This is a genomic window from Shewanella algidipiscicola, from assembly GCF_900380485.1.
GTDB classification, from domain to species: Bacteria; Pseudomonadota; Gammaproteobacteria; order Enterobacterales; family Shewanellaceae; genus Shewanella; species Shewanella algidipiscicola.
Window position 1 is genome coordinate 553,850 of the sequence record NZ_OXJV01000012.1, and the last position, 22,102, is coordinate 575,951.

The window sequence follows — 22,102 nt, forward strand, 5'->3', positions numbered from 1 at the left end:
GGCTCGCTTTTTTAATGATGTGTTTCAACTTACGTGCCACCGATCCATGGCGTAACCACGCGACGTTAGCCTAAGGACGCTGATTTAGCACTTGGTCTATATCGCTGGCGCTGTGGCGCTCATCGAGTTGCTCCCACGTTTCGCCCCATGTGCGGTTGACGATACGACCGCGCTGCACTGCGGGTCTGGCGGCGACATTGTTGGCCCAGCGAACGACATGAGTATAAGAGCCTACCGCTAAGAATTCGGCGGCATCATATAAATGGCCAAGCACTAAGTTACCGTACCAAGTCCAAATGGCCATATCGGCAATGCTGTATTCATCGCCTGCAATGTAGGTGTTATTGGCTAACTGTTTATCTAGCACGTCTAATTGGCGTTTCACTTCCATGGTGAAGCGATTGATGGGGTACTCAAATTTTTCAGGCGCATAGGCATAGAAGTGGCCGAACCCGCCACCCAAGTAAGGCGCCGAGCCTTGTAGCCAAAATAACCAATTGAGTGTCTCAGTGCGGGCGGCGTGATCTTTAGGGATAAAGTGGCCAAATTTGTCGGCTAAATAAAGCAAGATGGCGCCCGACTCAAACACTCTTATCGGCTCATCACCCGAGTTATCGACGAGGGCAGGAATTTTCGAGTTGGGGTTGATGGCGACAAAGCCTGATGAGAATTGATCGCCCTCGCCAATATCTATGGTGTAGGCATCGTATTCGGCGGCGCTAACACCTTTAGCCAAGAGTTCCTCCAGCATGATAGTGACTTTTTGGCCGTTAGGGGTGGCCAACGAATGCAGTTGCAAAGGATGCTTGCCTACTGGCAAGGCTTGTTGGTGTCTGGCGCCAGAATCGGGGCGATTAATACTGGCCCATTTGCCGCCGCTCTCTTTATCCATTGTCCATACTTTGGGGGGCGTATATTCCTGTGTCATGTGATTTCCTTGGTTTTACTGGCGTGATACTGGTTAATATCGGGATGTTTAATCAGAGTTAAACCCCTAAAGGTTATTTTTAGTTATAACACTTGGCTATCGATCCCAAGTATTAGTTATAAGTGGCAGATAAATGGCCGCAATAGAATCTCTGCCGCCTTAGCCAATGATGATAGTGCAATACTGAGAGTTCACATTGTCCCCCACTTTACGGTAAAGTACGCCGCTCAAAGTGATACAGATACAGACTGAACCTCAGCTCCATTTGAGCTAATGTAGGTCAGTTGTGACGATAAGAGTAGTGAATAGATGAATAATGAACACGATGTGATCGACAATTTAACCGAGTTACGCCGCTTTATTGCCGCTGTTGAGCAGGGTGGGTTAGGTTTAGAAGGGGTCGTTGGGATTGGCATGGCGACCAATAATGCCGACGGTCGTCACTTTGTGGCGGTGTTTGGCAATAACCACAAGTTATTGCTTGCCCGTTGGGTAACCCAAGAGGTGTTTGATACGGGTAAAGATATTGTCCGAAATGGCGCCCAACCACAGCATTAAGTGTGGTTGAGCGACGGCTCTAAAGCGCCGTTGTCTGACGAGTGGCGCTAACGGGACAAGCGAGCTTCAACTTGTGCGATCTGCTGCTGTAATTGCGCATGGTCGCAGGCATTAATGTTGATATGGCCCACTTTTCGTTGAGGTTGTGGCGTCTTGTTATACCAGTGCAAACTGGCATTGGTGGTAAGCGCCTCCCTTGGCGCTGCAGCTGTGCCCAGTAAATTGAGCATTGCCGTCGCGCCTTGAGCTTGTGTTGCCCCTAGCGGCAGACCTACTATCGCCCTGAGGTGGTTTTCAAATTGACAGGTCATGGCGCCTAGCTGTGTCCAGTGGCCGCTGTTATGCACTCTAGGAGCCAGCTCGTTAACCAGTAGTTTATCTCCCACCACAAATAACTCCATGGCGAACACGCCCACATAGGGCAGGGCGTCAAAAATCGCCCGCATATAATCTTCGGCGGTTTGTTGCATCAGAGGCGTTATCCCCTGAGCTGGGGCGATGGAGCGCACTAAGATCCCTTGATGGTGCACATTTTCGGTTAGCGGGTAAAACTGGGTGTCGCCCGTCGTGCTGCGCACACCGATAAGCGATACTTCCCGGTCAAACGCTACCCACTGCTCTGCCAGATAGTCCGTTTGGGGTGGGCTGGCAGCGAGCTGTGCTAGTTGTCTATCATCTTTGACTAGCCACTGGTTTTTGCCGTCATAGCCGTCATGTAAGGATTTAAGCACCATGGGTAGACCAAGCTCTTTGGCGCTTTGGTTTAAGTCGATACCGTAGCAAAAAGGTACACTAGGGATCTGCAGTTGGGCTAGCAGCTGTTTTTCCTCGATACGGCTTTTGCAATGGGCAACGCTATTGACGCTCGGCGCGATACGGCAAAAAGCGGCTAAGCCGTGCAGTAAGTTGAGGTCGACCTGCTCCTTTTCTACCGTGAAAGCATCAGGCTGACCTAAGGCATCATAAAGGTCTGCAAGGTTATCACCCGCTTGCCATGGGGCAATCAGTCCTAAACCTTCTACGCAGCTTAAATCCGTATCGCTGCCAGTATCGGCCACAAAGCTAAACTTGAGCCCCAAAGGGAGCCCCGCCAGTGCCAGCATGCGGGCTAATTGACCGCAGCCAATGATGCCAATACGCATTATTCTACCTCCAAAGGCACGCTGGCAGTTTGTGAAGCTCTCCAATCGATAAGCCGCTGAGTTAAAGCGCTATCACCCAGTGCCAATATTTGCGCTGCCATCAGGCCGGCATTAAAGGCACCCGACTCGCCAATCGCTTGGGTGGCCACAGCAACCCCTTTCGGCATTTGCACGATAGACAGCAAACTGTCCATCCCTTTTAAAGATTTGCTCGACACCGGCACCGCAATTACGGGCAGGTGGGTCATCGCGGCAGTCATGCCGGGTAGGTGTGCGGCGCCGCCAGCGCCAGCAATGATCACCTCTATGCCCTCTTTAGCCGCATTATGGCTAAATTCGACCAGACGCTCAGGGGTACGATGCGCCGATACCACTTGTGTGTGGTAGCTTATCTTTAGTGCATCGAGCACAGTGGTTGCATTTTTCATGGTGGGCCAATCACTTTGTGAGCCCATAATTATTGCGACTTTAGCTTGTGTCATTGCTGCCTCTTAAGTTGTTAACCAATGTGTAAATAGTGCATAAGTGGGGATACCGACCAGTACGTTGAACGGGAAGGTGATTGCTAACGAATAGGTGACCGACAGGCTATGGTCGGCCCGGGGAATGGCAACGCGCATCGCCGCAGGCACCGCAATATAAGATGCGCTGGCGCCTAAGGTGGCCAATAAGATTGCGCCGCCATTGGACAGCCCTAAATAGAGCCCCAGTAAGCAGCCGATGAAACCGCCAATTAAGGGCATGGCCACGCCAAATGCCAGAATAAAGCTGCCCATCTGTTTTAGCGCCTGAATTCGACTGGCCGCCATCATCCCCATCTCTAATAAGAACAATGCCAAGACACCATGGAACAGGTCAAAGAACAGCGGCGTGATAGAGCCTATTCGGTCGGCGCCCCAGTAACCCATAACCAGCGCCCCCACAAGTAGGATTAAGCTTTGATTACAAAACACTTCATGCAGTAATACGCGCCACTTCACTTGCTGGCCTTTTTCTTGGGCAAGGGCGATACCGACGGCAATCGCAGGGATCTCCAGTAACACCACAAACAGCGGGAAATAGGCTTCATAACTGATATGTTGCGATTCTAAAAATGCCACCGCGACCGCATAGGTACCAATGCTTACCGAGCCATAATGGGCAGCAATTGAGGCGCTATCGGCGCGGTTAAGTTGGCCGATAAAGCGTAAAATGGGAAAGGCGATAAGTGGCAATATTAACCCCATTGCGATGACCCACATCGACTGGGGTAATAGTGCGCTAGAGCCATATTTGGCGAGCGCTACGCCACCTTTTAGGCCGATGGCGATTAATAAGAATAGGGTCAAAGCTTGATAGAGCGCCTTAGGAAATTGCACATTGGATTTCAATAATGTGGCTAACGCTCCTAAGATGAAAAATGCGATGGTAATGTCGAGTTGCATATTAGCTTCCGCTTAAGTCAGAGGTGAGCTTGACCTGCGTTGTTGACGCCAGAGGCTGACGTTGGCGGCGCGATGATGAGGTGAGTCGATTGAAAAGAGTGACTGCGCATAGGGTGAAAACCGCGCCAGCAGACAGAAGCAGTCCGCCACCATTGTGGCCCTGTATGTTAGCTACGCCGCCAAGTGCGCCCACACCTGTAGCAACCAGTAAACTAAATAACAGCGCGCGGTCTTGTCGTATTTGTTCAATGATCTGTTTCATCCCATCCTCGCTTGTTTGCGGCCGATTGCTATCGGTCACCAAATTTATGCGGTAATCTTGCCAAAAACAGGCTATATATAAAAATAGATATTTATTAGTTACTCTATAGATAAAAATCTATATAAAGGTCAGCCATGTCACTCAGATTACAAGCCCATTTAGGCACCCTGCGGCAGATGGAGATTTTGTTAGCGGTATATGATAGCGGCAGCGTCAGTGGCGCCGCGCAGCAATTGCACCTGACTCAGCCGACAATCTCGATGCAATTAAAAAAACTGGCCGACGTAGTCGGGCTGGCTTTGTATAACATCGTGGGCAGAAAAGTGGTGTTTACCGAAGCGGGATTAGAGGTGGTGAAAACAGCTACCGAGGTATTAGACAGTTTTTCTCGCTTAGAGATGTCGTTGTCAGACATGGGGGAGTTGAAGTCAGGAACGCTTCGCTTGGCGGTGGTGACCACCGCAAAATACTTTATTCCGCATCTGTTAGGGCCATTTTGTAAGCGTTACCCCAATATCAGCGTGCAATTAAATGTGGGTAACCGCCAACAGATCATCGAACGGCTTAAGCAAGGCATTGATGATTTTTATGTCTTTAGCCATCCACCGGGCGACCTTAATACCGAGAGCATCGAATTTTTTAATAATCCACTGGTTGCCATTGCCCACGAAGAGCATCCGTTGGTGCAGCAAGCGGAGGTGTCGTTAGCCCAGTTATGTGAGGCGCCTTTTTTAATGCGTGAGAACGGTTCAGGTACCCGTTTAGCCATCGAAAACTTCATGCTCCAACAGGGCGTTAAGCTTAATGTGAAGATGACCATTGAGAGTAACGAAGCCATTAAACATTCGGTGATGTCTGGTTTAGGGGTGAGTATATTATCAGCCCATACCCTCACGTTTGGCGGCCATATGGGGCTGGCTCAGTTGCGGGTGAAATCCTTGCCTATTAACTCCAATTGGTATTTTTTATGGCTAAAGTCGAAACGGCCCTCGGCGATAGCACAGGCCTTTTTATCTCATGTACAGAGTGAGGGGCGTGAAATGCTGCTAACCGAATTGGCCCGTTGCGAGCCGATTTAAGGTGTTATTCCCACATGACGTAGCTTTGCGACTCTTGCGCCGACTCGAGTAAGGCGATAAGTGGTAAGGCGCGGTGGCGTAAGCTGACTTCCGGCGCATCGTCCTCCTCTTCTTCATTATCGGCATCGAGCTGTGTGCGAGCGGCTTCATCGACAGTGGGGAGCGCCGAAATAGCCGCCGATAATTTTTGCAATGCAGCGGGGACATCGGCGGCCGCGATGGCACCGGGCACTATGGTACTGTGTCCCATCATTTGCAGTAAACGGGTAGCAACATCGCCAAACATGGTGATGTCAGAATAGTACTTGGTCTTAAATGTAACCAACATGGCTGGCCCCTTAAATGTGGCGGATGATTGATGATAGCATGTTAACTTTCAGTATGATGCCATACTTATACGCCGACCACTTAAATCGGTAATTATCACAATAAGTTTATTCTAGGTCATTATCTTAGGTTAAGGCGTTAGCGCGACAAGGCATGATGACCTTGGCGCGCTCATCAACGGCGGTTAGTGATTATCTGAACGCTTAATCACATCGCGGCTTTGCCACTGTATGGCTAGCAATACCAGTAATGCTGCGACACCAGCTATGCCTAAATTAAATGGATTAAAGAGTACCAAGGGGACAATAAACAGGGCCACCAATCGCTCTATTAGGGTCAGCCTACGCAGCATATAGCCTTCGATAGCGATAGCCAATGCGACTATGATGGTGCTGGTTTGTGCTATCGCAAATAGAAAGCCTAGCCAACTAACATCGGGATTAAGTAGGTCAGTATAAGCCATCATGATGGGGATGATAAACAGGCCAACGGCTAACTTAAAGGCTTCTACCGATGACTTCATCGGGTTGGCGTTTGCCACACCGGCACCAGCGAAGGCCGCCAGCGCGATAGGCGGTGTGACATTGGAGGTTTGTGACAGCCAAAATACAATCAGATGGGCAGTCAATAGGGGTAAGCCAAAGTCGCCCAGCATAGGCACGGCCATCACGGCCAGCACAATATATGCCGCCGTTACCGGTAGACCCATCCCCAGCACTAAGGCCATAATGCTGACCAGTCCCAGTGCTACCAACATATAGCCACCGGAAAAATCCATCACAAACTGGGTAAATTGCAAACCAATACCTGTTTGGCCGACAACGCCAACAATGATCCCCGCCGCGCCACACGCCACCGAGGCTGATTAAAGTCTGTGCGGTGGCGCAGATGAGGTTAAGGTGATTTTCGCGATTTGTGAGGCGTTAATGCGGGCAAAGTTGGGCTGGTATGTAAGTTATAAAAATGCCAGTCACTATGACTGGCATTTTAGTTTAGCTGTGTGGTAAATAAGCGATATTGCTCAGCAATTGCTTAGCTTACGCTGGTCTTGCTTGGCATTACCAAATGCGCACGCGCTCTTCTTCGCTGAGGTATAACGCATCGCCTGGCTGCACGTCGAACGCCTTGTACCATGCATCATGATTACGTGGCGCGAGTGCGCGATAACGACCCGGTGCGTGAGTGCCACCGCGCAGTTGGTTGAGCATGCTCTGCTCGGTGCGCTTTTCTCTCCAGACCTGGGCCCAAGCCAAGAAGAAACGTTGATCGCCCGTGAGGCCATCGATGACCGGTGCTTCTTTGCCATTTAGGCTAAGCTTGTAAGCATGATAGGCCATGGATAAACCGCCCACATCGCCGATATTTTCCCCTAGGCTGTTGCGGCCATTAACGAAGTTATCTGGGATCGGTTCGTATTGACTGTATTGCTCAGCAAGACGATCGGCTTTGGCATCAAAGGCGACGCGGTCTTGATCTGTCCACCAGTTACGTTGAATGCCATTAGCGTCAGACTTTGAGCCTTGGTCATCGAAGCCATGCCCCATTTCGTGACCAATTACGGCGCCAATGCCGCCATAGTTAACCGCAGGATCGGCGTTAGGATCGAAAAACGGCGGTTGTAAGATGGCCGCTGGGAAGACAATTTCGTTAAACGAGCTATTGTAGTAGGCGTTAACGCGTTGTGGCGTCATGCCCCAGCGGTTACGGTCGGTTTTTTCTAGCTCTTTAGCGACGCTATCGGCTCTAAAAAACTCTCTGAGATTGGTGATGTTACTGACTAAGTCGGTGCGACTTAGGGTTAAACCATCAAACTCTTGCCACACATCTGGATAGCCAATTTTGGGGGTGAAGGCTTTGAGTTTGGCGTGGGCGTTGACTTTGGTTTCATCACCCATCCAGTCGAGCCCATCGATGCGCTCACCTAGGGCGGTGCGAAGGTTTTCAACTAATTGGGCCATTTGCTGCTTCGATGACTCAGGGAAGTAGCGCGCCACGTACACTTTACCGATAGCAAAGCCCAGTGACTGCGTGCCAGACATCTGCTCTACAGCGCGCTTCCAACGTGGACGAGGCTCTTGTTGACCACTCAAGGTTTTGCCATAAAAATCGAAACTGGTGGCGTAAATATCTTCCGACAATAGTTCGGCATTGTTACTGATGGTGTGGAAGGTGAGGTAATCACGCCAGATAGCCAAATCTTCATTATTAATCAAGGCGATCATGGCGTTAACCGGCTCAGGCTGAGAGATATTGAGCTGCGGGACTTGGTAGCCTGTTTGGGCAAAATAGCGATCCCAGTTAAAACCTGGATACTGCTTGCTTAAGTCTTCGCGTTTAATTTGATTGAGGGTCAAGTCGCGGTTACGACGCTTCTCTCTGGGCCATTGGCCTTCGGCCATCTTGGTTTCTAACGCTAAAATCGCCTCGGCGCGCGCTTGGCCATCTTTGATGCCAGCAAAAGCCAGCATATCGGCGATATGTGCCACATACGCCTTGCGGATATTAACGAAGCGTTCGCTATCTTCTAAATAGTAAGAGCGATCGGGTAAGCCTAAGCCGCCAGCGCCAATGGACATCTCATATTGGTTGGGGTCGAGGCGATTAAACCACATTCCACCACCAATGGGTGAGGTGCTGCCGATAAGCCAAGATTGACCAAACAGGGTTGTTAAATCGTCGGTAGAATCGATAGCCGCAATGCTATCTAAGGTGGGCTGGATAGGGGTGATACCACGTTTATTGATGGTCTCAGTGTCCATATAGGCGTTATAGAAGTCGGCAATCAGTTGTTCTTCGGCGTTAAGGTTATCGCGAGCGGCGATATCATCGATGATCTCTTTGACTTGTTTCTCGCTGCGGTCGGCTAGTGCGGTAAATGCACCATAACGTGTCTTATCGGCTGGCATCTGGTAGTTGTCGTACCAAGTGCCGCTGGCATACATAAAGAAGTCATCGCCAGGTTTAACGGCTAAATTGCGCGCGGTTAAATCGACACCAAAGCTGCCCAGTTCGGCTTGCTTGCTTGGGGTGGTGACTTCACTTTTTACATCGCTGGTATTCACATCAGATGTGCCACAGCCACTGAGAAAAGTGCTGGCCAATGCGATGGCAATTAAGGATTTTTTCATCGTTTTATATTCTTCCTTGCTGGTGGTAGCTTGTTGATTGATGTTACTTATCTTGTAAGACTGTTGAAAAAAGTCAACCGTATAATTGTTAGCAAAGTTTTAACCTACAAAAACACGCGGCCAAGGGGGGGGCTGAGGAGGTTATTGGGAGATTAAGCTAAGAGGGACTCTTGGGTTGGAACTGGGCTGGAGCGCTTAGGGGATATGTTACCGCACCTTATGAATTATTCTGCTGAGCCTTAACGTGCTTGTATTGGTAGATGTGCTGATTGGCCAAGACAATATTTGCAGATTGATACAGACCCTCTTGTCCATGGGCGATACCAAACTCATACCACTGATGGGCCACAATAGCACTCTTGGGCCGGAAGTGGCGGTTGGCAAGGTCGGTAAAAGTGGGAGATGAGCAAGAAGCTCAGATAGCGAGCGGCTATCTGAGCCTGGTGGCACTAATCGTTAACCATTAGGCTGAGTATTCAGTGCATAACTGCGCTTACGTTTAAAGGTGCGACGACAAAAAGTCACTAAGCTAAACGATAAGATCAGTGTGCCGACACAGGATACTAAGGTGATCAGCACAACATAGCTCAGGGGCATATTGAGCGCATCATGCAGTGGTCTCACAAATGTCGCAATTTGACCCGAAAGTGGTCTATCGCTGTGTTTGAGCGCAGTTTGAATGATACCTTGCTGATGATTCATACTGATTTGGTCGGCTTCACGTAACCAGACATCGTTGTGGCTATTGAAGCGTATGCTGTAGATGAGCTGAGGTGCCTTGTCGTTGCGCGGCTTACTCACGGCGACTAACTGCGATTCAGGCCAAAATTGCTGCGCGGTATTCAATTGGCTGAGCCAATCACTTTGTTGGCTCACTGGATATGCTATATCCGATGATGGCACTGATTTTACAGCATCGATCCACAGCCCTTTGTAGGTAATTAAAAAGCCGCTAACACACAAAATAAATAGCGGGACAGAAATAAATAATCCCAGTTGTATATGGCTTTTTACCAAGCTGCTGGAGCGAGTGTTACGCGGAATACTCTGTTTTAGTCGAAACGACTTGCGCACACGCCACCACAGATAAATACCGACTAAGGTGATTGCGCCGCCAAGCAGTGACGCCCAAGCGTTAGTGTACTTACCTACATCACCGAGTAAAAAGTTACGATGTAACCAAAAAATAGTGCTGTAAAAGGGAATATTGGCAGAGGCGCTAACAGACAGCTCATTGAGCTGATTATCGAACGCGATAGACTTGCCACGCATCGATGCTTGAATATAGGGCTTATACTCGGTTGGAAAGCGTACCGTGGTCATTTCAGGGTAACGTTCAAATAACGACTGTAGAGCAGCGGCTTTCTGCTCAGTGGATAAGGGCATAAATGTTTGCCCTTGGTTATCGAGGCGCTTAATGATATCGACGCTGCCTAAATACACTCCTGTGATCAATACGATTAACATGGTGATGCTGACTGCAAAACCGACCCAATTATGAAACCACTTTAATGCTGGTACTAGATTCATGTTGTTCTCGTTCTACACAGCGGCATCGCTGGTAGATTCTCCGTGACTAATTTTACGAGGCGATCATAAAAAGCAGGATTGCAGTTTATGGTTAAGCCATTATGTAAACTCAAATAATTTATGAGAATGATAATTAGTCTCAACAGTGAATTCAATTAAAGAAATGTAAAGTTGAGTGGTTTAGCTCACAAATTATAAGGGATAGGCCACAGCAGAAGGTGCTTTGCGCTAATGTTGGTGAGCGGGGTGGGTTGTTGAGGTTTATCAACAGAGCTAAAGCGACCTGTATAATTGCTAGGCAGGTCGATATTAGGTAAGTCCTATTTTTATCCGTTATTTATGTTGTGCGTTTACTTTAGGATAATTTCGCGCATTCGATATTCACCCGTGAGGGTTCTCACTTCGGGGTACTTTGCAGAGATCTCCTCTGACATTTTTTTATCTGTCTCTGTCCATTTTTTCATAAAGGCATCGTATTTTTGCTTGTTAGGTTCCAGATCGCTTGAGTTCTCGAAGGTGACCACTAATAGCATGTTAAAATCACCGCTGGTGGGAAGGTCGCTGCCATAAATTTTCCAATTTTTAATATAACCAAGCTCTTTTTGAATTTTGGCTGCTTTCACCCAGCTCTCGCGCAGACCCGCCAAGTAAACATCGCTCATGTTAGGATCGATACGCACGGTAGTAATGCTCATGATCTCGCTGCCAAGTTCATAATCTTCATAGACTTCTAGCCTATCTTTGGCCATAGGCGAGCTACTGAATAAGGCACACAATAAGACAATTAATAAATTTTTCATTTCATTTGCTCCAGTGAGTAAAATATCTGAATGCTCATTTGAACCTGTGCTACATGAGCCTTAATCAGTATAGTCAAGCTCATGGTTATCGAGGCAAAGGGTTAAATCTAGTGTATTAATCAGTTAAGCCTAAGTCGACTTGATGCTTTAATGGCTGGCAGTCACTTTGATAAATTGAGTATTACTTCATTGTGGAGTGTTACAGGCAGGCGAGAGGTGGGGGCTAATGCGAATAAAAAGAGCCTAACAGTCATTGCTCAATGATCAGTTAGGCTCCGATGACTTACCTATTTAAAGAGGCGTGTGCCTCAAGCACAACTTTCATGCTTGCAGCGATAAACTAGTCGGACGACTTTTGTCGCTCGCGTTTATCTTTACGTTTCTCTTTTAATGAGCGTTGTGGCGCTTTCTTTGCCTTTTCTTTACTCATGGATATCGACTCCAACGTTTAACTCGCCATCAAATACCGCGCCGTTATTCGATTTTGATCGCTTGGGCTCAATTATTATTTCCAGCTTAAATTGAGGCGTTATACAAATTAATCCATCTTATCGTTAAGGTTAACCTCATGGGAGCGTTACAACATCTGTATCGCTTCGAATGATATTTTTGGGCGCTTACCTTAAAAGCGCTGCCATGCTGTTGAGTAAATGTCGCCCAAAAATGGGGGGGGTTAACGGCTTAATGATTTATCAAGTTAGATTAATCTTCACGGCCAATAAATGCCTTCAAAATAACATCTCCTTCTTCATGAGCTTGTCAGCCTAAGCCTTTTGCTCTGGGTTATCGACGTTCGCTGCCAGCCGCCACCAACAGCGAGTAATATAAGCATGGTGCCACGGAGCTGAGCATGCTTTAGGGTGTAGTCGTGCGGGCTTTCTTGTTACTCGTCACCTGGGTGATCATAAAGAGTACAGGTTTGCCTAAAATATTGACTTGTGCCATCTCCCCCTTAGACAGCCCCAGTAAGCTGGCGCCTAAATCTGAAATGACAGAAAAACGTCCAGCGCAGGGTTTGTGTTTGGGCGGGTAGACCAGTTCTATTTGATATTCTTGTTGATCTTGCATATTCACAAGCTTTACTTGGTATCCGACACCTATTTTATCGCTCGCAGTATCACCTTGCAGGTTATCCAATTTAGCGATAACCCCCGCTAGCGCTGTGGGCCGTAAAGAAGCGTTAAAACTATTTTGTAAATAATAAGATTCAGTTTTTATTGTTAATATCTTAAGTATGTTTTTTAAGAATGAAAGAATCATATTTCCTCTAATATTTTAAAGGTGAATAAAGATTAATTCGAGGTGATAAGTTCGCTGACTTATATCGATATTAATGAGTTTTTTGTAGTTATGCCGAGCGCTGCTAGCGCCCGGCTTACACTGGGAATATAAGTGAGAAGCGTGTCAGTGTGAAAAAGCTACAGCAAAAGGGATAAGCTGACTTTTTAGATAAAGATAGTGATGAAAATGCATCGGTAAACATAGTTTTTACATCTCCAGTCGCTGTTAATCGGGGTAGTGTTTATAACTTTCTAGATCGAGAATTCACTCTACATCTAGTAGTGGCCAGCCTGTCGCTCTACATTTTATGGCTGTAAGTTGGTATTTTTTAATCATATTCTTGGTATTTTATACCATTATCTCATGCCGCACCTTGACCACATTCTGAATCTTGTCGTGACGGCGTGAACAGAGAAAAATAAGTACCACCTGTATTAAAGCGGGTTGTGTTTACGACAGGCTTATTTGTCACATTCAATGACTAACCGTTAAATCAACTATTGATCGCGAGTAACTTTTATTTTTATAAGCGTCACTTTAGTCAACTCAAGTCTTTAGTCAATTACTGGTGTGTTTTCAATCGGCTTATCTATACCTTATGGTAACTAAAAAAATAAAGCAAGTCTGATTTTGTATACTAAGTGTATTTTATATTTTTTAAGTAATTTGTACGATAGTTTAAAATTAATGACGCAGTTTTTTGAGTATTATTAATGCTTGCCTCGATAGTAGTAGGGTATTATTTTTTTGAGACGTTTTTTGAAAAAATTAGCTGGATGATATTCGACAAGCATCAGTTATTAGTCTGAGCAGCTGTAGGATGGTATAAGCCCTTGGCTTGAATGTGGCATGGTAAAACTTTGGAACCCGTTCTTGAGCATTTGGTATTAGCGAATCAGTGGCTCATACCTCGTAGTGATTGCTTGATTCATGCTTAAGGCTTGAGTTGATGAGACCAATTTTTGGCGTTTCCCTTAGAACTGTAACATCTAGCATTAGCTTAACTTATTCTAATGAATCACTGGTTTTTATTGCTGAGTTTAGTGCTAGTATGGAGGGGTCTTAATGCACAGGTAGGAAACTGACATCACACCAATTTTAACTAATTAAATTAATGCGTTGTATTAATAGTGTGTATTGCATATTGAGTAAGTAACATACGTTTACTTCAGGACATCAAACGCTCGTTAAAATGACTAAGCTGTGAACGGTTAGCCCTAGCTAAGATGCCCCAGTAAACACTGGAGCGAAAAATGAGTAAAGAACATAAAAGCGGTAAAGAAAACAAGAAACAACCTTTAAAATCGGCCAAAGAAAAACGCAACGATAAATTGGCAAAGAAAGCCAATAAAGGCTTGTTTGACAAGATTAAGTAACCAAGATGGTATTAGCGTTGCGCACCTGACTCCTAGTCATGGGCAACGTTTGTAGAATAGAGGCTGGCATATACTGCTGGCCTTTTTTGTTTTTTCGCTTTGCCTCTTTGTGGCTTTCACCGCCTAAATTCGCCTTCTGTAGAGTGTTTTACTTTGTCAAAAAGTGAATCTTTACAAAGTAAGTTATCCAGTTAGACAGTGTCTCATTTCGAATCATCGCCCATAACGAGACTTGGCTTCAGCTAATTCGGTATTACATCACTTGAGCATGTTTGTGGTCAGTGTTCCTGCGCAGTTGCTGTATGTGGGTATCAAATAACCTTGCAGTACTCAATGATTAACTCGGCAGCAGTACCCAAGAGGTGAAGCGTAACGCATTATAAATTCGGCACATTGCTTATAATGATCCTAATTTGACTCAGCTTTTATTGAGCCATTAGGCTGGCTTTTGTGTTGCTGCACTATGGCATTGCAGACAGGCATTTCATTTAATAGTGTCACCAGTACTTTAGCGCCGAGTCGAAACGGTCGCTTTGGGTCAGTTGCATCGTCCAGTTTGTCTATTTTGCTGCGTTGAATTTTGTTTGGGGGGAATTGGGCCGCACATTTTACAGGGAAGTATTAACTACTTGTCTGTATTCTCTATGTTGAATATGGTGATTATTGGAGAAATTTTGAGTCATTTTTATCACTCTTGCCGCTATCTGCTTGCCCCGTTATTGCTCACCGGCCTGTTATTGGGTGCCATCGATTATTTTAGTGCTCGCTGGGTAGACTGGCTCGATACCATACAGGTGATGCCCTATTGGTTACTCGCCATTGCGGCGCTGATCGCACTGCAATTTAATCGTAGTCGCCTCAGTTATATCGCCAGCTTATTGTTGCTGTTTTATACGCTAACCCAACATGGATTACTCGGTCATGACACTTATCAATGGGTGTTTATTGGCGGCGGGATCATCACAGCCGTGTTTTGTTTCATTAAAGACCGAGGCCTGCTCAGTGTCCATACTTTGGTGCGTCTTGGCATTATTGCTGCGAGCTTGTTAGCGGCTTATTTATGGTTATCTCTACTGGAGCATTATCCAGGGATGGCGCAGCAGGTGCGTGAACGCTATCTGCCTTTCTTGTCTGCCAATGGTTTAGCCACATTGCCGGTATTTCTAGCTGGTGCTGTCATGTTGGTCAAACTAATTAAAGACAGCAATTTAGTGCATACGAGTCTAGGACTTACCTTTATTGTCTGGCTGATGCATTATTACGCTGCTGATTTACAGTCGTTGGCGGTGCAGCTTAATATGATCGCCGTTTTTCTATTATTAACTGTGCTGTTTGACTCGTATTTTCTAGCTTATCGCGATGAGCTTACCGGCTTACCTTCGCGCCGAGCCCTGTTTAATCTTAGTTTGTCTTTAGGCAGAAAATACACAGTCGCCATGGTCGATATCGATTATTTTAAAAAGTTTAACGATACCTATGGTCATGATGTGGGTGATCAGGTACTTAAATTAGTGGCCGTTAAATTGTCGCAAGTGACTGGTGGGGGTAAGGCATTTCGTTATGGCGGTGAAGAATTTACGATTGTGTTTGCGAATAAGCAGGCTAAACAGGTTGTCGAGCATCTCGATGCGGTGCGGCAATCGATAGAAGATTACGACATTGTACTCAGAGAAACTAAGCGTAAGGCTAATCAGAATAGTAACGCCAGTAAAAATCGCAACAAAAAAGCGGTCGATAAACAGCGTATCGTCAGTGTTACCGTATCGATTGGGTTAGCCGAGCATCTTGCCGATCAAAGTTTCGAACAATGCATGAAGCAGGCCGATAAAGCCTTGTATAAGGCCAAGAAAAAAGGCCGTAACCAGGTGTGTGCATAACGGGGCATTAAGCCATAATCAGCTGAGTAATATTGCGCTAAGGAGCTGAGTCATGACGTATCTCAGTTTATGATGGAGCCTAGCGCTGATGGGAGGGGGCATGACGGAGTTTTTGCTACAGCGGCTTAGCGATATCGATTGGCATTTGGGCGGTGCTCAGTTGTTGGCGATGTTGCTACTGCTCGTTTGGTTATGGGCGATTTGGCCCAGCACTGATATAAAGGCGCTGATCAACGATAAAGCGTTGCAATCACGGCTGTTATTAACCGCCTTTGCCATTAATGGATTATGGTTACTCGACGCCAGCATTACCGATGGTATTCACCTGCATTTTTTAGGTCTAGTTACCCTAATGTTGATGTTTGGTTGGCGTATGGCCACTGTGATAGCGCTATTGCCCGTACTGTTTTTTACCACCTTTATTTTGCAGCAACCGTTTGACTTTGCATTCTATGCATTGGTTGCCATCGCCTTACCTTTGTTTCTCTGTTATGCCGTTTACAGCAAGGTGTATCAACACTTACCGCATCATCTGTTTATCTATATTTTTTGTGCCGCCTTTATCAATGGGTTGCTCTCTATGGTGTTTCATATGGGGGCTTGGTCTGCTTGGCTATGGTTAAGTGGTGATTACCCATGGGATTACTTGGTAGATAACTATCTACTCTTAATTCCTTTGTTGGGCTTTCCTGAGGCGCTACTCAACGGTATGGCTGTGACCATTATGGTGGTGTATCGCCCGCAATGGTTATATGACTACTCAGACAGACATTACTTTTAGTTGCGGCTTAAAGCCTAATATTTGCTGGGTCTGTAGGGCGATTTTTTGGTATCATGGCGGCCAAATTAACGTAGCCAACTCAACATTGATCACGGTAAGCGGCTTGATACAAGACGTAAATTGAAATAACTAGTGATTCTAATTATATAATTTACCGTCCGTTGCAGTGTACTTTAGCCATTAAGCAAGAGCTAAACATCAACGCGATAGCTATCTTTAGCCCTTTTGATTAATGGGCGCCTGTGATTTGAGATCATGCCCGGTGGCAGGGCTCGAACACCCTAATTCACGGCTGCTTGAGCATAAGCTTGGCAGCAACTACTGTAGACACCGCAATGGCGGTCGTTGGATATTCCATGATTGAACAGCAACAAAACAACCCATTACATGGCCTAGGCTTAGAAACCATGGTGACCGAACTCGTCGATTTTTATGATTGGAAAATTTTATACGCGGCATTGCGCTTAGAGTGTTTTAATACCAATCCTAATATGGCAGCTTGCCTTAAGTTTTTAAAAAAAACTGAGTGGGCCAGAGAGCGGGTTGAAAGCTTTTACCTGTATCGTTTTAAGCGCATGCCAAAAGGTGATGCGGCGCAGTTTGAACTCAAGCCCAGAGAGCGCGGCTTTGCCGATGGCATTGTGCCTCGTAAGCCACAAGAGTTAACCATTGAGTTAATTGCAGAAATGCGCGCTAAAGCCACTGCCGATTATGAGGCGATGAAGCAAAATAAGACGCGCCCTCAATACGGTAAAGATAAACCACGCGCTCAAGATGCTTATGCACAGAATAAGCGTTCGGGTCATAATCGCCCTGCGCCATCACAAGATCCCAGCAATCCTTGGGGTAAGTGAGTGCTATCGTGGCAATAAAAAAGGCGAAGGGATTACCCTTCGCCTTTTTTGATCTCATAGCCATAGTGCTTTAGTTTAAGCGTTCTTTAGCTGAGGTGCTGTTTAAAAAAGCTTAAGGTGCGACTCCATGCCAGCTCGGCATTTTGTTCATCGTAACGTTGAGTCGAGTCGTTATGAAAGCCGTGCTGAGTATTGGGGTAAGTAAACATTTGATAGTTGGCGTTAATACGCTTTAGGTCTTGCTCATACTCAGGCCAAGTTTGATTAACCCTGTCATCGTGCTCTGCCAGTTGGATAAGTAAGGGCGCCTTGATATTGCTACGTAGCTCAGGCGTGGCTGGCGTACCATAAAAGGGCACTCCGGCGGCCAATAACTGACTGTCCACCGCCGCTAAATAATTGACCATATAGCCACCAAAACAGAAACCCACCGCACCGAGTTTTTCATTGCTTAATGGATGAGACTTTAAGAAGCGCGCCGCGGCCACAAAGTCATGCTGAATCTTATCCTTAGCTAATCTGCTTTGCATGGCTCTGCCTTCATCGTCGTTACCCAGGTACCCGCCAAGAGGAAATAACGCATCGGGGGCAAAGGCCACGAAGCCTGCTTTGGCTAAGCGCCGCACGACATCTTTTACATAGGGGTTAAGGCCTCGGTTTTCGTGCACCACTAATACTACGGGCAGCGGCCCCGTGAGCTGCGTAGGCACGGCTAAATAGCCGCGGCCTTTGCCATGGCCGTTAGGCGAGTCAAACTCTTGGTAGCTGGCTTTAATGTCTGGGTCATTAAAGGAGACCTGCTCAGCCAAAGCATAATTGGGTAATAATGCCGAAGTGAGCAAGGTCATTGAATAACCTACAGCGACAAGGGGGGTCAGTTTTTTCATAAAGGTGCGTCTATCTATCACGCCATGGGCGTATTCGTCGTACCAATCGAAGGCTTCTTGGGGGATATGATTGAGTGGTTGCTGAGCCATTATGCTTCCTTTCCTATTTTATTAGACAATCCAGTTGATTTGATAAACAGTGGCTAACCATTAGGTTATCGACATAAGCCTAAGATCATTTATCGAGTACGTTATCGACCTAGTGTCTGTTATTAAGATAGTCGCAGCTTAGGTGGCTTTCAAACCTAGTGCATGGTCAGCGAGGCTTGAGTGGTTTAGTGGCTGACACTCAGTTTATCGGGGGTGTTGGTGTTCCGCCGCGATAAAATGGATATTATCAGCCGTGTATAAACGGCTAGCGATAAGGGAAGCCTTGGGTCTATGGCACTGCCGTTTAACTGCCTAATAGGGGCTTAGGCAGGTTGCTTAGTCTTAGCATTATAGGCGGACTTAAGTTAGCCATCGCGTGATAGCAAAAGGGCACAAGTGTGAAGCATTCGTGCCCTGTCGATTATCTTGCCACGATAAGATGAGTGGTGAGTCTGTCTCGGCGTTTAGCCCAGAGAGAGCTCTTTAGCACGATCGGCGGCAGAGTCCATCGCATTAGCGACTAATGCATCAAGCTCGCCGTGTTGAAACGCTAATATGGCTTGCTCTGTGGTGCCTTTAGGTGAGGTCACTTGGCGGCGCAACTTGGCAAAATCGTGTTGGCTATCCATCGCCATTGCAATGGCGCCCATGGCACTTTGCAATACGGCTTTAGTGGCTGTCGCTTGTGGTAAGCCTTGGTTAATGGCCGCTTTTTCCATCGCTTCTAAAAACAGAAAAAAGTACGCTGGTGAACTGCCAGCGGTTGCCACTATGGTCGACATTTGGCTTTCCTCTTGCAGCCAAACGGTGTCACCAACGGCGCGCATCAGGTGGTCGGCGGTATCGACATCGGCTTGTTGGCTAAGCTTGGGGGCATACAGGCCGGTTAAGCCCTTACCTATGGCGGTGGGCAGATTTGGCATGGCACAGATCACCCGTTGATGATCGCCAAGCTTAGTGCTGATGGTGTTTTGTTTCACGCCTGCGGCAATCGAAATAACGAGTTTATCACCATCATGCTGTGCAATAACAGGAGCTAATTCTTCGCATACTAGCGGCACAATAAAGGGTTTAACCGCCAAGATAATCACGTCAGCGAAAGCCGCTGCGGTACTATTGTCTTGATGCACTCGCACATTAAACTGCTCCACCATTTCGCTGCGCGTTGCCTGAGTCGGGGCGCATACCAAGATGTGTTGACTGGAGTGACCATGCTTGAGTAAACCGGCAATGATGGCTTTGGCCATATTACCGCCACCGATGAAGGCTATACGCAATTGTGGGTCTAAGGGTGAGTCGTGATTAAAGATAACGGTCTCCTTGAGGCTATGTAATTGATGTGTGGGCTGGGATGTTGATGCGGTGATATCGGCTCGGCAATCCATCTTTAATAGGTGATCAATTGCCGAGTCGAAGGGCTTAAGCGCGTATTTGCCCATCACCGCTGACTAAATATTTTTCAGTAGTCAATGACTCAATGCCCATGGGACCATAGGCATGCAGTTTGGTGGTGGCAATGCCTATCTCGGCGCCCAATCCGAGTTCGCCGCCATCAGAAAAGCGTGAAGAGGCGTTAACCATGACCACAGAAGCATCGACCGTGCGCTGAAAACGGGCGGCAGTGAGCTCATTTTGGGTGCTGATCACCTCGGTGTGGTGACTACCAAAACGTCTAATGTGGTCGATAGCCTGCTCGAAGTCATTGACTTGGCGAATGGCGATTTCAAGATCTAAGTATTCTTGACCAAAATCTTGCTCATCTATCACTTGGCACGCGTCAAAGTGTGGGCTGGCATGTTCACAGGCATTAATGGTTACCTTATGTTCTGCTAAGGCTGAGGCCACTTTAGGTAAAAACTCGGCGGCAATCTCTTTGTGGACCAGTAGGCCTTCTAAGGTGTTGCACACCCCTGTGCGCTGGGTCTTACCGTTAAGCAGTAAGGCTAAGGCACTATCAAGGTCGGCATCTTTATCGACATACAGATGACAAACACCTTTAAAATGCTGAATGACAGGTATTTTACTGTTGTCGGTGACAAAGTTAATTAAACCTTCGCCGCCTCGAGGGATAATGACATCGATATAATCGCGTTGTTGCATCAACTCTAACATCAGGGCGCGATCGGGATCGGGCACCACGGTGATCAATGCTGGCGGTAAGCCATAATGAGTCAATACCGTTTGCATAATTGAGGCGATCACCTTACTGGTTTGCAGCGCCTCTTTACCGCCACGCAGTACAACGGCATTGCCCGATTTAAAACATAAGGCTCCGGCATCGGCAGTCACGTTCGGACGCGCCTCATAGATCATGCACACCACCCCGAGTGGCACGCGCATTTTACGGATATTTAAGCCATTGGGGCGCTGGCCCATGTCGCGCTCGGCACCGATAGGGTCGGGCAGTGAGGCAATGGTTTCAATGCCTTCTGCCATGGCCTCCACCCGCTCTGGGTTGAGGGTTAATCTGTCTATCATGGCGGCGCCAAGTTTGTCGGCATCGGCGTTAGCCAGATCGATCATGTTAGCGCTGAGGATCTCATAACTGTGGGCACGAATAGCGCGTGCCATATCCAATAGCACGGTATTTTTTAACTGTTCATCGAGTACCGCAAGGGTTTGTGCTGCTAATGCAGCATCTTGAGATAAGGTTTTAATTAAACTCATATTTACTCCAATATGGCGATATTTTTGTCGGAAATGATCGCGCCGGTCTTTTGCTGGACATCATTGGCAAAGTCGCGATCTTCTTGTTCCGCAATAAAATTCAGTAGACAACTGCTGTAGTTGGATCGGGCTTTCGCCAGTTTAGTGCCATCGCCTTTGCGCACTAATACCGTATCCCCAACGGAAAAGTTACCTGTTACGGCAACTACATCGTCGCTTGTCAGCGGTGTATGTTGGTCTAAGTTTCCATCGAAATCATTTTCGACAATCAACTCTCCCTGTGCTTGCGAGGTATGGGTCATCCAGTGCAGATGTTCCTGCATTGGGTGTTCAAACGGGGTAAATAAGGTTCCCGGATTTTGCCCTTTAAGCAGCTGGGTAAAAGTGTCGCCGTCAAAGCCATTGACTATCACGGTTTCAATACCGTGAGAGATAGCCTTTTCTGCAGCTTCAATCTTGGTGCGCATGCCACCTGTACCTACGTCACTGGTGGCGCCGCCTGCCATCGAATAGATATTGTCATTGATATCGCTGACCTGCTTTATCAGCTTGGCATCGTCGTGGATGTTTGGGTTTTTGGTATACAAACCCTTTACATCAGAACAGATGATCAGCGCATCAGCGTCGGCTGCTGCGGCCACCATCGCCGAGAGGTTGTCGTTATCACCGACTTTTAACTTGTCGGTGGTCACGGCATCGTTCTCGTTGATGATAGGCAACAAGCCATGCTCCAATAAACTGAAGATGGTATTTTTAATGCTGATGTAGCGTTCACGATTTCGTAAATCGCCATGGGTCACTAACAGCTGCGCGGTGGGAAAGTCGAATAACTTGTCCCACGTTGCCATCATGTCTGCTTGCCCTGCAGCGGCCATCGCCTTTTTTACCGATACTGACGGCTTATCTATGCCGTTAAATCGATGCCAGCCAGCGGCCACCGAGCCTGATGAGACCAATACCACTTCGCATCCATTGGCGCGACAGTTGGCGATAAACTGTGCGATACCCAATAGATAGTGGCTGCTACAACCTTGTTTGTGGGGTGCAATTAAGGCACTACCCACTTTAACGACAATGCGTTTCCAGTGTAAATCTGCCATGTTGCCTCCCC

Annotated in this window: 22 protein-coding genes; 6 read left to right on the forward strand and 16 right to left on the reverse strand. The window is 47.1% G+C overall.

What is annotated here, in order from left to right; translation table 11 throughout:
• Positions 1–70: 70 nt before the first annotated feature.
• The gene (gene yghU, locus DN599_RS09940) at positions 71–928 is read right to left on the reverse strand and encodes a glutathione-dependent disulfide-bond oxidoreductase (protein WP_110457440.1); all 858 of its coding nucleotides are present in this window, start codon (positions 926–928) and stop codon (positions 71–73) included.
• Positions 929–1,237: 309 nt separating this feature from the next.
• On the opposite strand from yghU, the gene DN599_RS09945 reads away from it, so the two are divergent.
• Complete coding sequence (locus DN599_RS09945; RefSeq protein ID WP_110457441.1) at positions 1,238–1,486, forward strand: hypothetical protein; 249 nt, start codon at positions 1,238–1,240, stop codon at positions 1,484–1,486.
• A 47-nt stretch (positions 1,487–1,533) separates the two neighbouring features.
• Here DN599_RS09945 and DN599_RS09950 read toward each other — a convergent pair whose 3' ends face one another.
• Genes DN599_RS09950 through DN599_RS09965 form a run of 4 tightly spaced genes read right to left on the reverse strand, consistent with a single transcriptional unit; the run spans position 1,534 to position 4,314 of the window.
• Positions 1,534–2,628: a 5-(carboxyamino)imidazole ribonucleotide synthase gene (locus DN599_RS09950; protein WP_110457442.1), complete on the reverse strand. Its 1,095-nt coding sequence runs from the start codon at positions 2,626–2,628 to the stop codon at positions 1,534–1,536.
• Positions 2,628–3,110, reverse strand: a complete 483-nt coding sequence (gene purE, locus DN599_RS09955; protein ID WP_110457443.1) for a 5-(carboxyamino)imidazole ribonucleotide mutase — start codon at positions 3,108–3,110, stop codon at positions 2,628–2,630. The genes DN599_RS09950 and purE overlap by 1 nt, the downstream gene beginning before the upstream one ends.
• Before the next feature lie 9 nt (positions 3,111–3,119).
• Positions 3,120–4,052, reverse strand: coding sequence for a sodium-dependent bicarbonate transport family permease (locus DN599_RS09960; protein ID WP_110457444.1), 933 nt, complete (start codon positions 4,050–4,052; stop codon positions 3,120–3,122).
• Position 4,053: 1 nt separating this feature from the next.
• Positions 4,054–4,314 carry a hypothetical protein gene (locus DN599_RS09965; RefSeq protein WP_110457445.1) on the reverse strand — a complete coding sequence of 87 codons (261 nt, stop codon included), beginning with the start codon at positions 4,312–4,314 and terminating at the stop codon, positions 4,054–4,056.
• 134 nt (positions 4,315–4,448) lie between these two features.
• Between DN599_RS09965 and DN599_RS09970 the strand changes: the two genes are divergently transcribed.
• Positions 4,449–5,393, forward strand: a complete 945-nt coding sequence (locus tag DN599_RS09970) for a LysR family transcriptional regulator (protein WP_110457446.1) — start codon at positions 4,449–4,451, stop codon at positions 5,391–5,393.
• Between the two features lie 4 nt (positions 5,394–5,397).
• On the opposite strand, the gene DN599_RS09975 is transcribed toward DN599_RS09970, so the two are convergent.
• From DN599_RS09975 to DN599_RS10000, 7 genes are all read right to left on the reverse strand, one after another.
• Complete coding sequence (locus tag DN599_RS09975; protein WP_110457447.1) at positions 5,398–5,721, reverse strand: DUF1840 domain-containing protein; 324 nt, start codon at positions 5,719–5,721, stop codon at positions 5,398–5,400.
• A gap of 183 nt (positions 5,722–5,904) precedes the next feature.
• Positions 5,905–6,576, reverse strand: a complete 672-nt coding sequence (locus DN599_RS09980) for a TRAP transporter large permease subunit (RefSeq protein WP_239473276.1) — start codon at positions 6,574–6,576, stop codon at positions 5,905–5,907.
• A 202-nt stretch (positions 6,577–6,778) separates the two neighbouring features.
• Positions 6,779–8,848 carry a M13 family metallopeptidase gene (locus DN599_RS09985; protein ID WP_110457448.1) on the reverse strand — a complete coding sequence of 690 codons (2,070 nt, stop codon included), beginning with the start codon at positions 8,846–8,848 and terminating at the stop codon, positions 6,779–6,781.
• 217 nt (positions 8,849–9,065) lie between these two features.
• The gene (locus tag DN599_RS19060) at positions 9,066–9,197 is read right to left on the reverse strand and encodes a hypothetical protein (protein WP_275426003.1); all 132 of its coding nucleotides are present in this window, start codon (positions 9,195–9,197) and stop codon (positions 9,066–9,068) included.
• A 107-nt stretch (positions 9,198–9,304) separates the two neighbouring features.
• Positions 9,305–10,378 carry a PepSY-associated TM helix domain-containing protein gene (locus tag DN599_RS09990; RefSeq protein ID WP_110457449.1) on the reverse strand — a complete coding sequence of 358 codons (1,074 nt, stop codon included), beginning with the start codon at positions 10,376–10,378 and terminating at the stop codon, positions 9,305–9,307.
• 350 nt (positions 10,379–10,728) lie between these two features.
• The gene (locus DN599_RS09995; protein WP_110457450.1) at positions 10,729–11,178 is read right to left on the reverse strand and encodes a hypothetical protein; all 450 of its coding nucleotides are present in this window, start codon (positions 11,176–11,178) and stop codon (positions 10,729–10,731) included.
• A gap of 855 nt (positions 11,179–12,033) precedes the next feature.
• The gene (locus tag DN599_RS10000) at positions 12,034–12,438 is read right to left on the reverse strand and encodes a GreA/GreB family elongation factor (RefSeq protein WP_110457451.1); all 405 of its coding nucleotides are present in this window, start codon (positions 12,436–12,438) and stop codon (positions 12,034–12,036) included.
• A 1,274-nt stretch (positions 12,439–13,712) separates the two neighbouring features.
• On the opposite strand from DN599_RS10000, the gene DN599_RS19065 reads away from it, so the two are divergent.
• From DN599_RS19065 to DN599_RS10015, 4 genes are all read left to right on the forward strand, one after another.
• On the forward strand, positions 13,713–13,835 hold the full coding sequence (locus DN599_RS19065) for a hypothetical protein (protein WP_275426004.1): 123 nt from the start codon (positions 13,713–13,715) through the stop codon (positions 13,833–13,835).
• Between the two features lie 674 nt (positions 13,836–14,509).
• Positions 14,510–15,712 carry a GGDEF domain-containing protein gene (locus tag DN599_RS10005; RefSeq protein ID WP_204165114.1) on the forward strand — a complete coding sequence of 401 codons (1,203 nt, stop codon included), beginning with the start codon at positions 14,510–14,512 and terminating at the stop codon, positions 15,710–15,712.
• A 100-nt stretch (positions 15,713–15,812) separates the two neighbouring features.
• Positions 15,813–16,493 carry an energy-coupling factor ABC transporter permease gene (locus DN599_RS10010; protein ID WP_110457539.1) on the forward strand — a complete coding sequence of 227 codons (681 nt, stop codon included), beginning with the start codon at positions 15,813–15,815 and terminating at the stop codon, positions 16,491–16,493.
• A 356-nt stretch (positions 16,494–16,849) separates the two neighbouring features.
• The gene (locus DN599_RS10015; RefSeq protein WP_110457453.1) at positions 16,850–17,347 is read left to right on the forward strand and encodes a VF530 family protein; all 498 of its coding nucleotides are present in this window, start codon (positions 16,850–16,852) and stop codon (positions 17,345–17,347) included.
• A gap of 86 nt (positions 17,348–17,433) precedes the next feature.
• On the opposite strand, the gene DN599_RS10020 is transcribed toward DN599_RS10015, so the two are convergent.
• The 4 genes from DN599_RS10020 to proB all read right to left on the reverse strand — a co-directional run bounded on the left by DN599_RS10020 (position 17,434) and on the right by proB (position 22,091).
• On the reverse strand, positions 17,434–18,324 hold the full coding sequence (locus DN599_RS10020) for a dienelactone hydrolase family protein (RefSeq protein ID WP_110457454.1): 891 nt from the start codon (positions 18,322–18,324) through the stop codon (positions 17,434–17,436).
• A 464-nt stretch (positions 18,325–18,788) separates the two neighbouring features.
• Positions 18,789–19,763: a pyrroline-5-carboxylate reductase gene (proC, locus tag DN599_RS10025; protein WP_239473277.1), complete on the reverse strand. Its 975-nt coding sequence runs from the start codon at positions 19,761–19,763 to the stop codon at positions 18,789–18,791.
• Positions 19,744–20,991: a glutamate-5-semialdehyde dehydrogenase gene (locus DN599_RS10030; protein ID WP_110457455.1), complete on the reverse strand. Its 1,248-nt coding sequence runs from the start codon at positions 20,989–20,991 to the stop codon at positions 19,744–19,746. Before DN599_RS10030 ends, proC begins: the two co-directional genes overlap by 20 nt.
• A gap of 2 nt (positions 20,992–20,993) precedes the next feature.
• Entirely contained in the window at positions 20,994–22,091 is a 1,098-nt protein-coding gene (gene proB, locus DN599_RS10035; RefSeq protein ID WP_110457456.1) for a glutamate 5-kinase, read from the reverse strand.
• Positions 22,092–22,102: the final 11 nt, after the last annotated feature.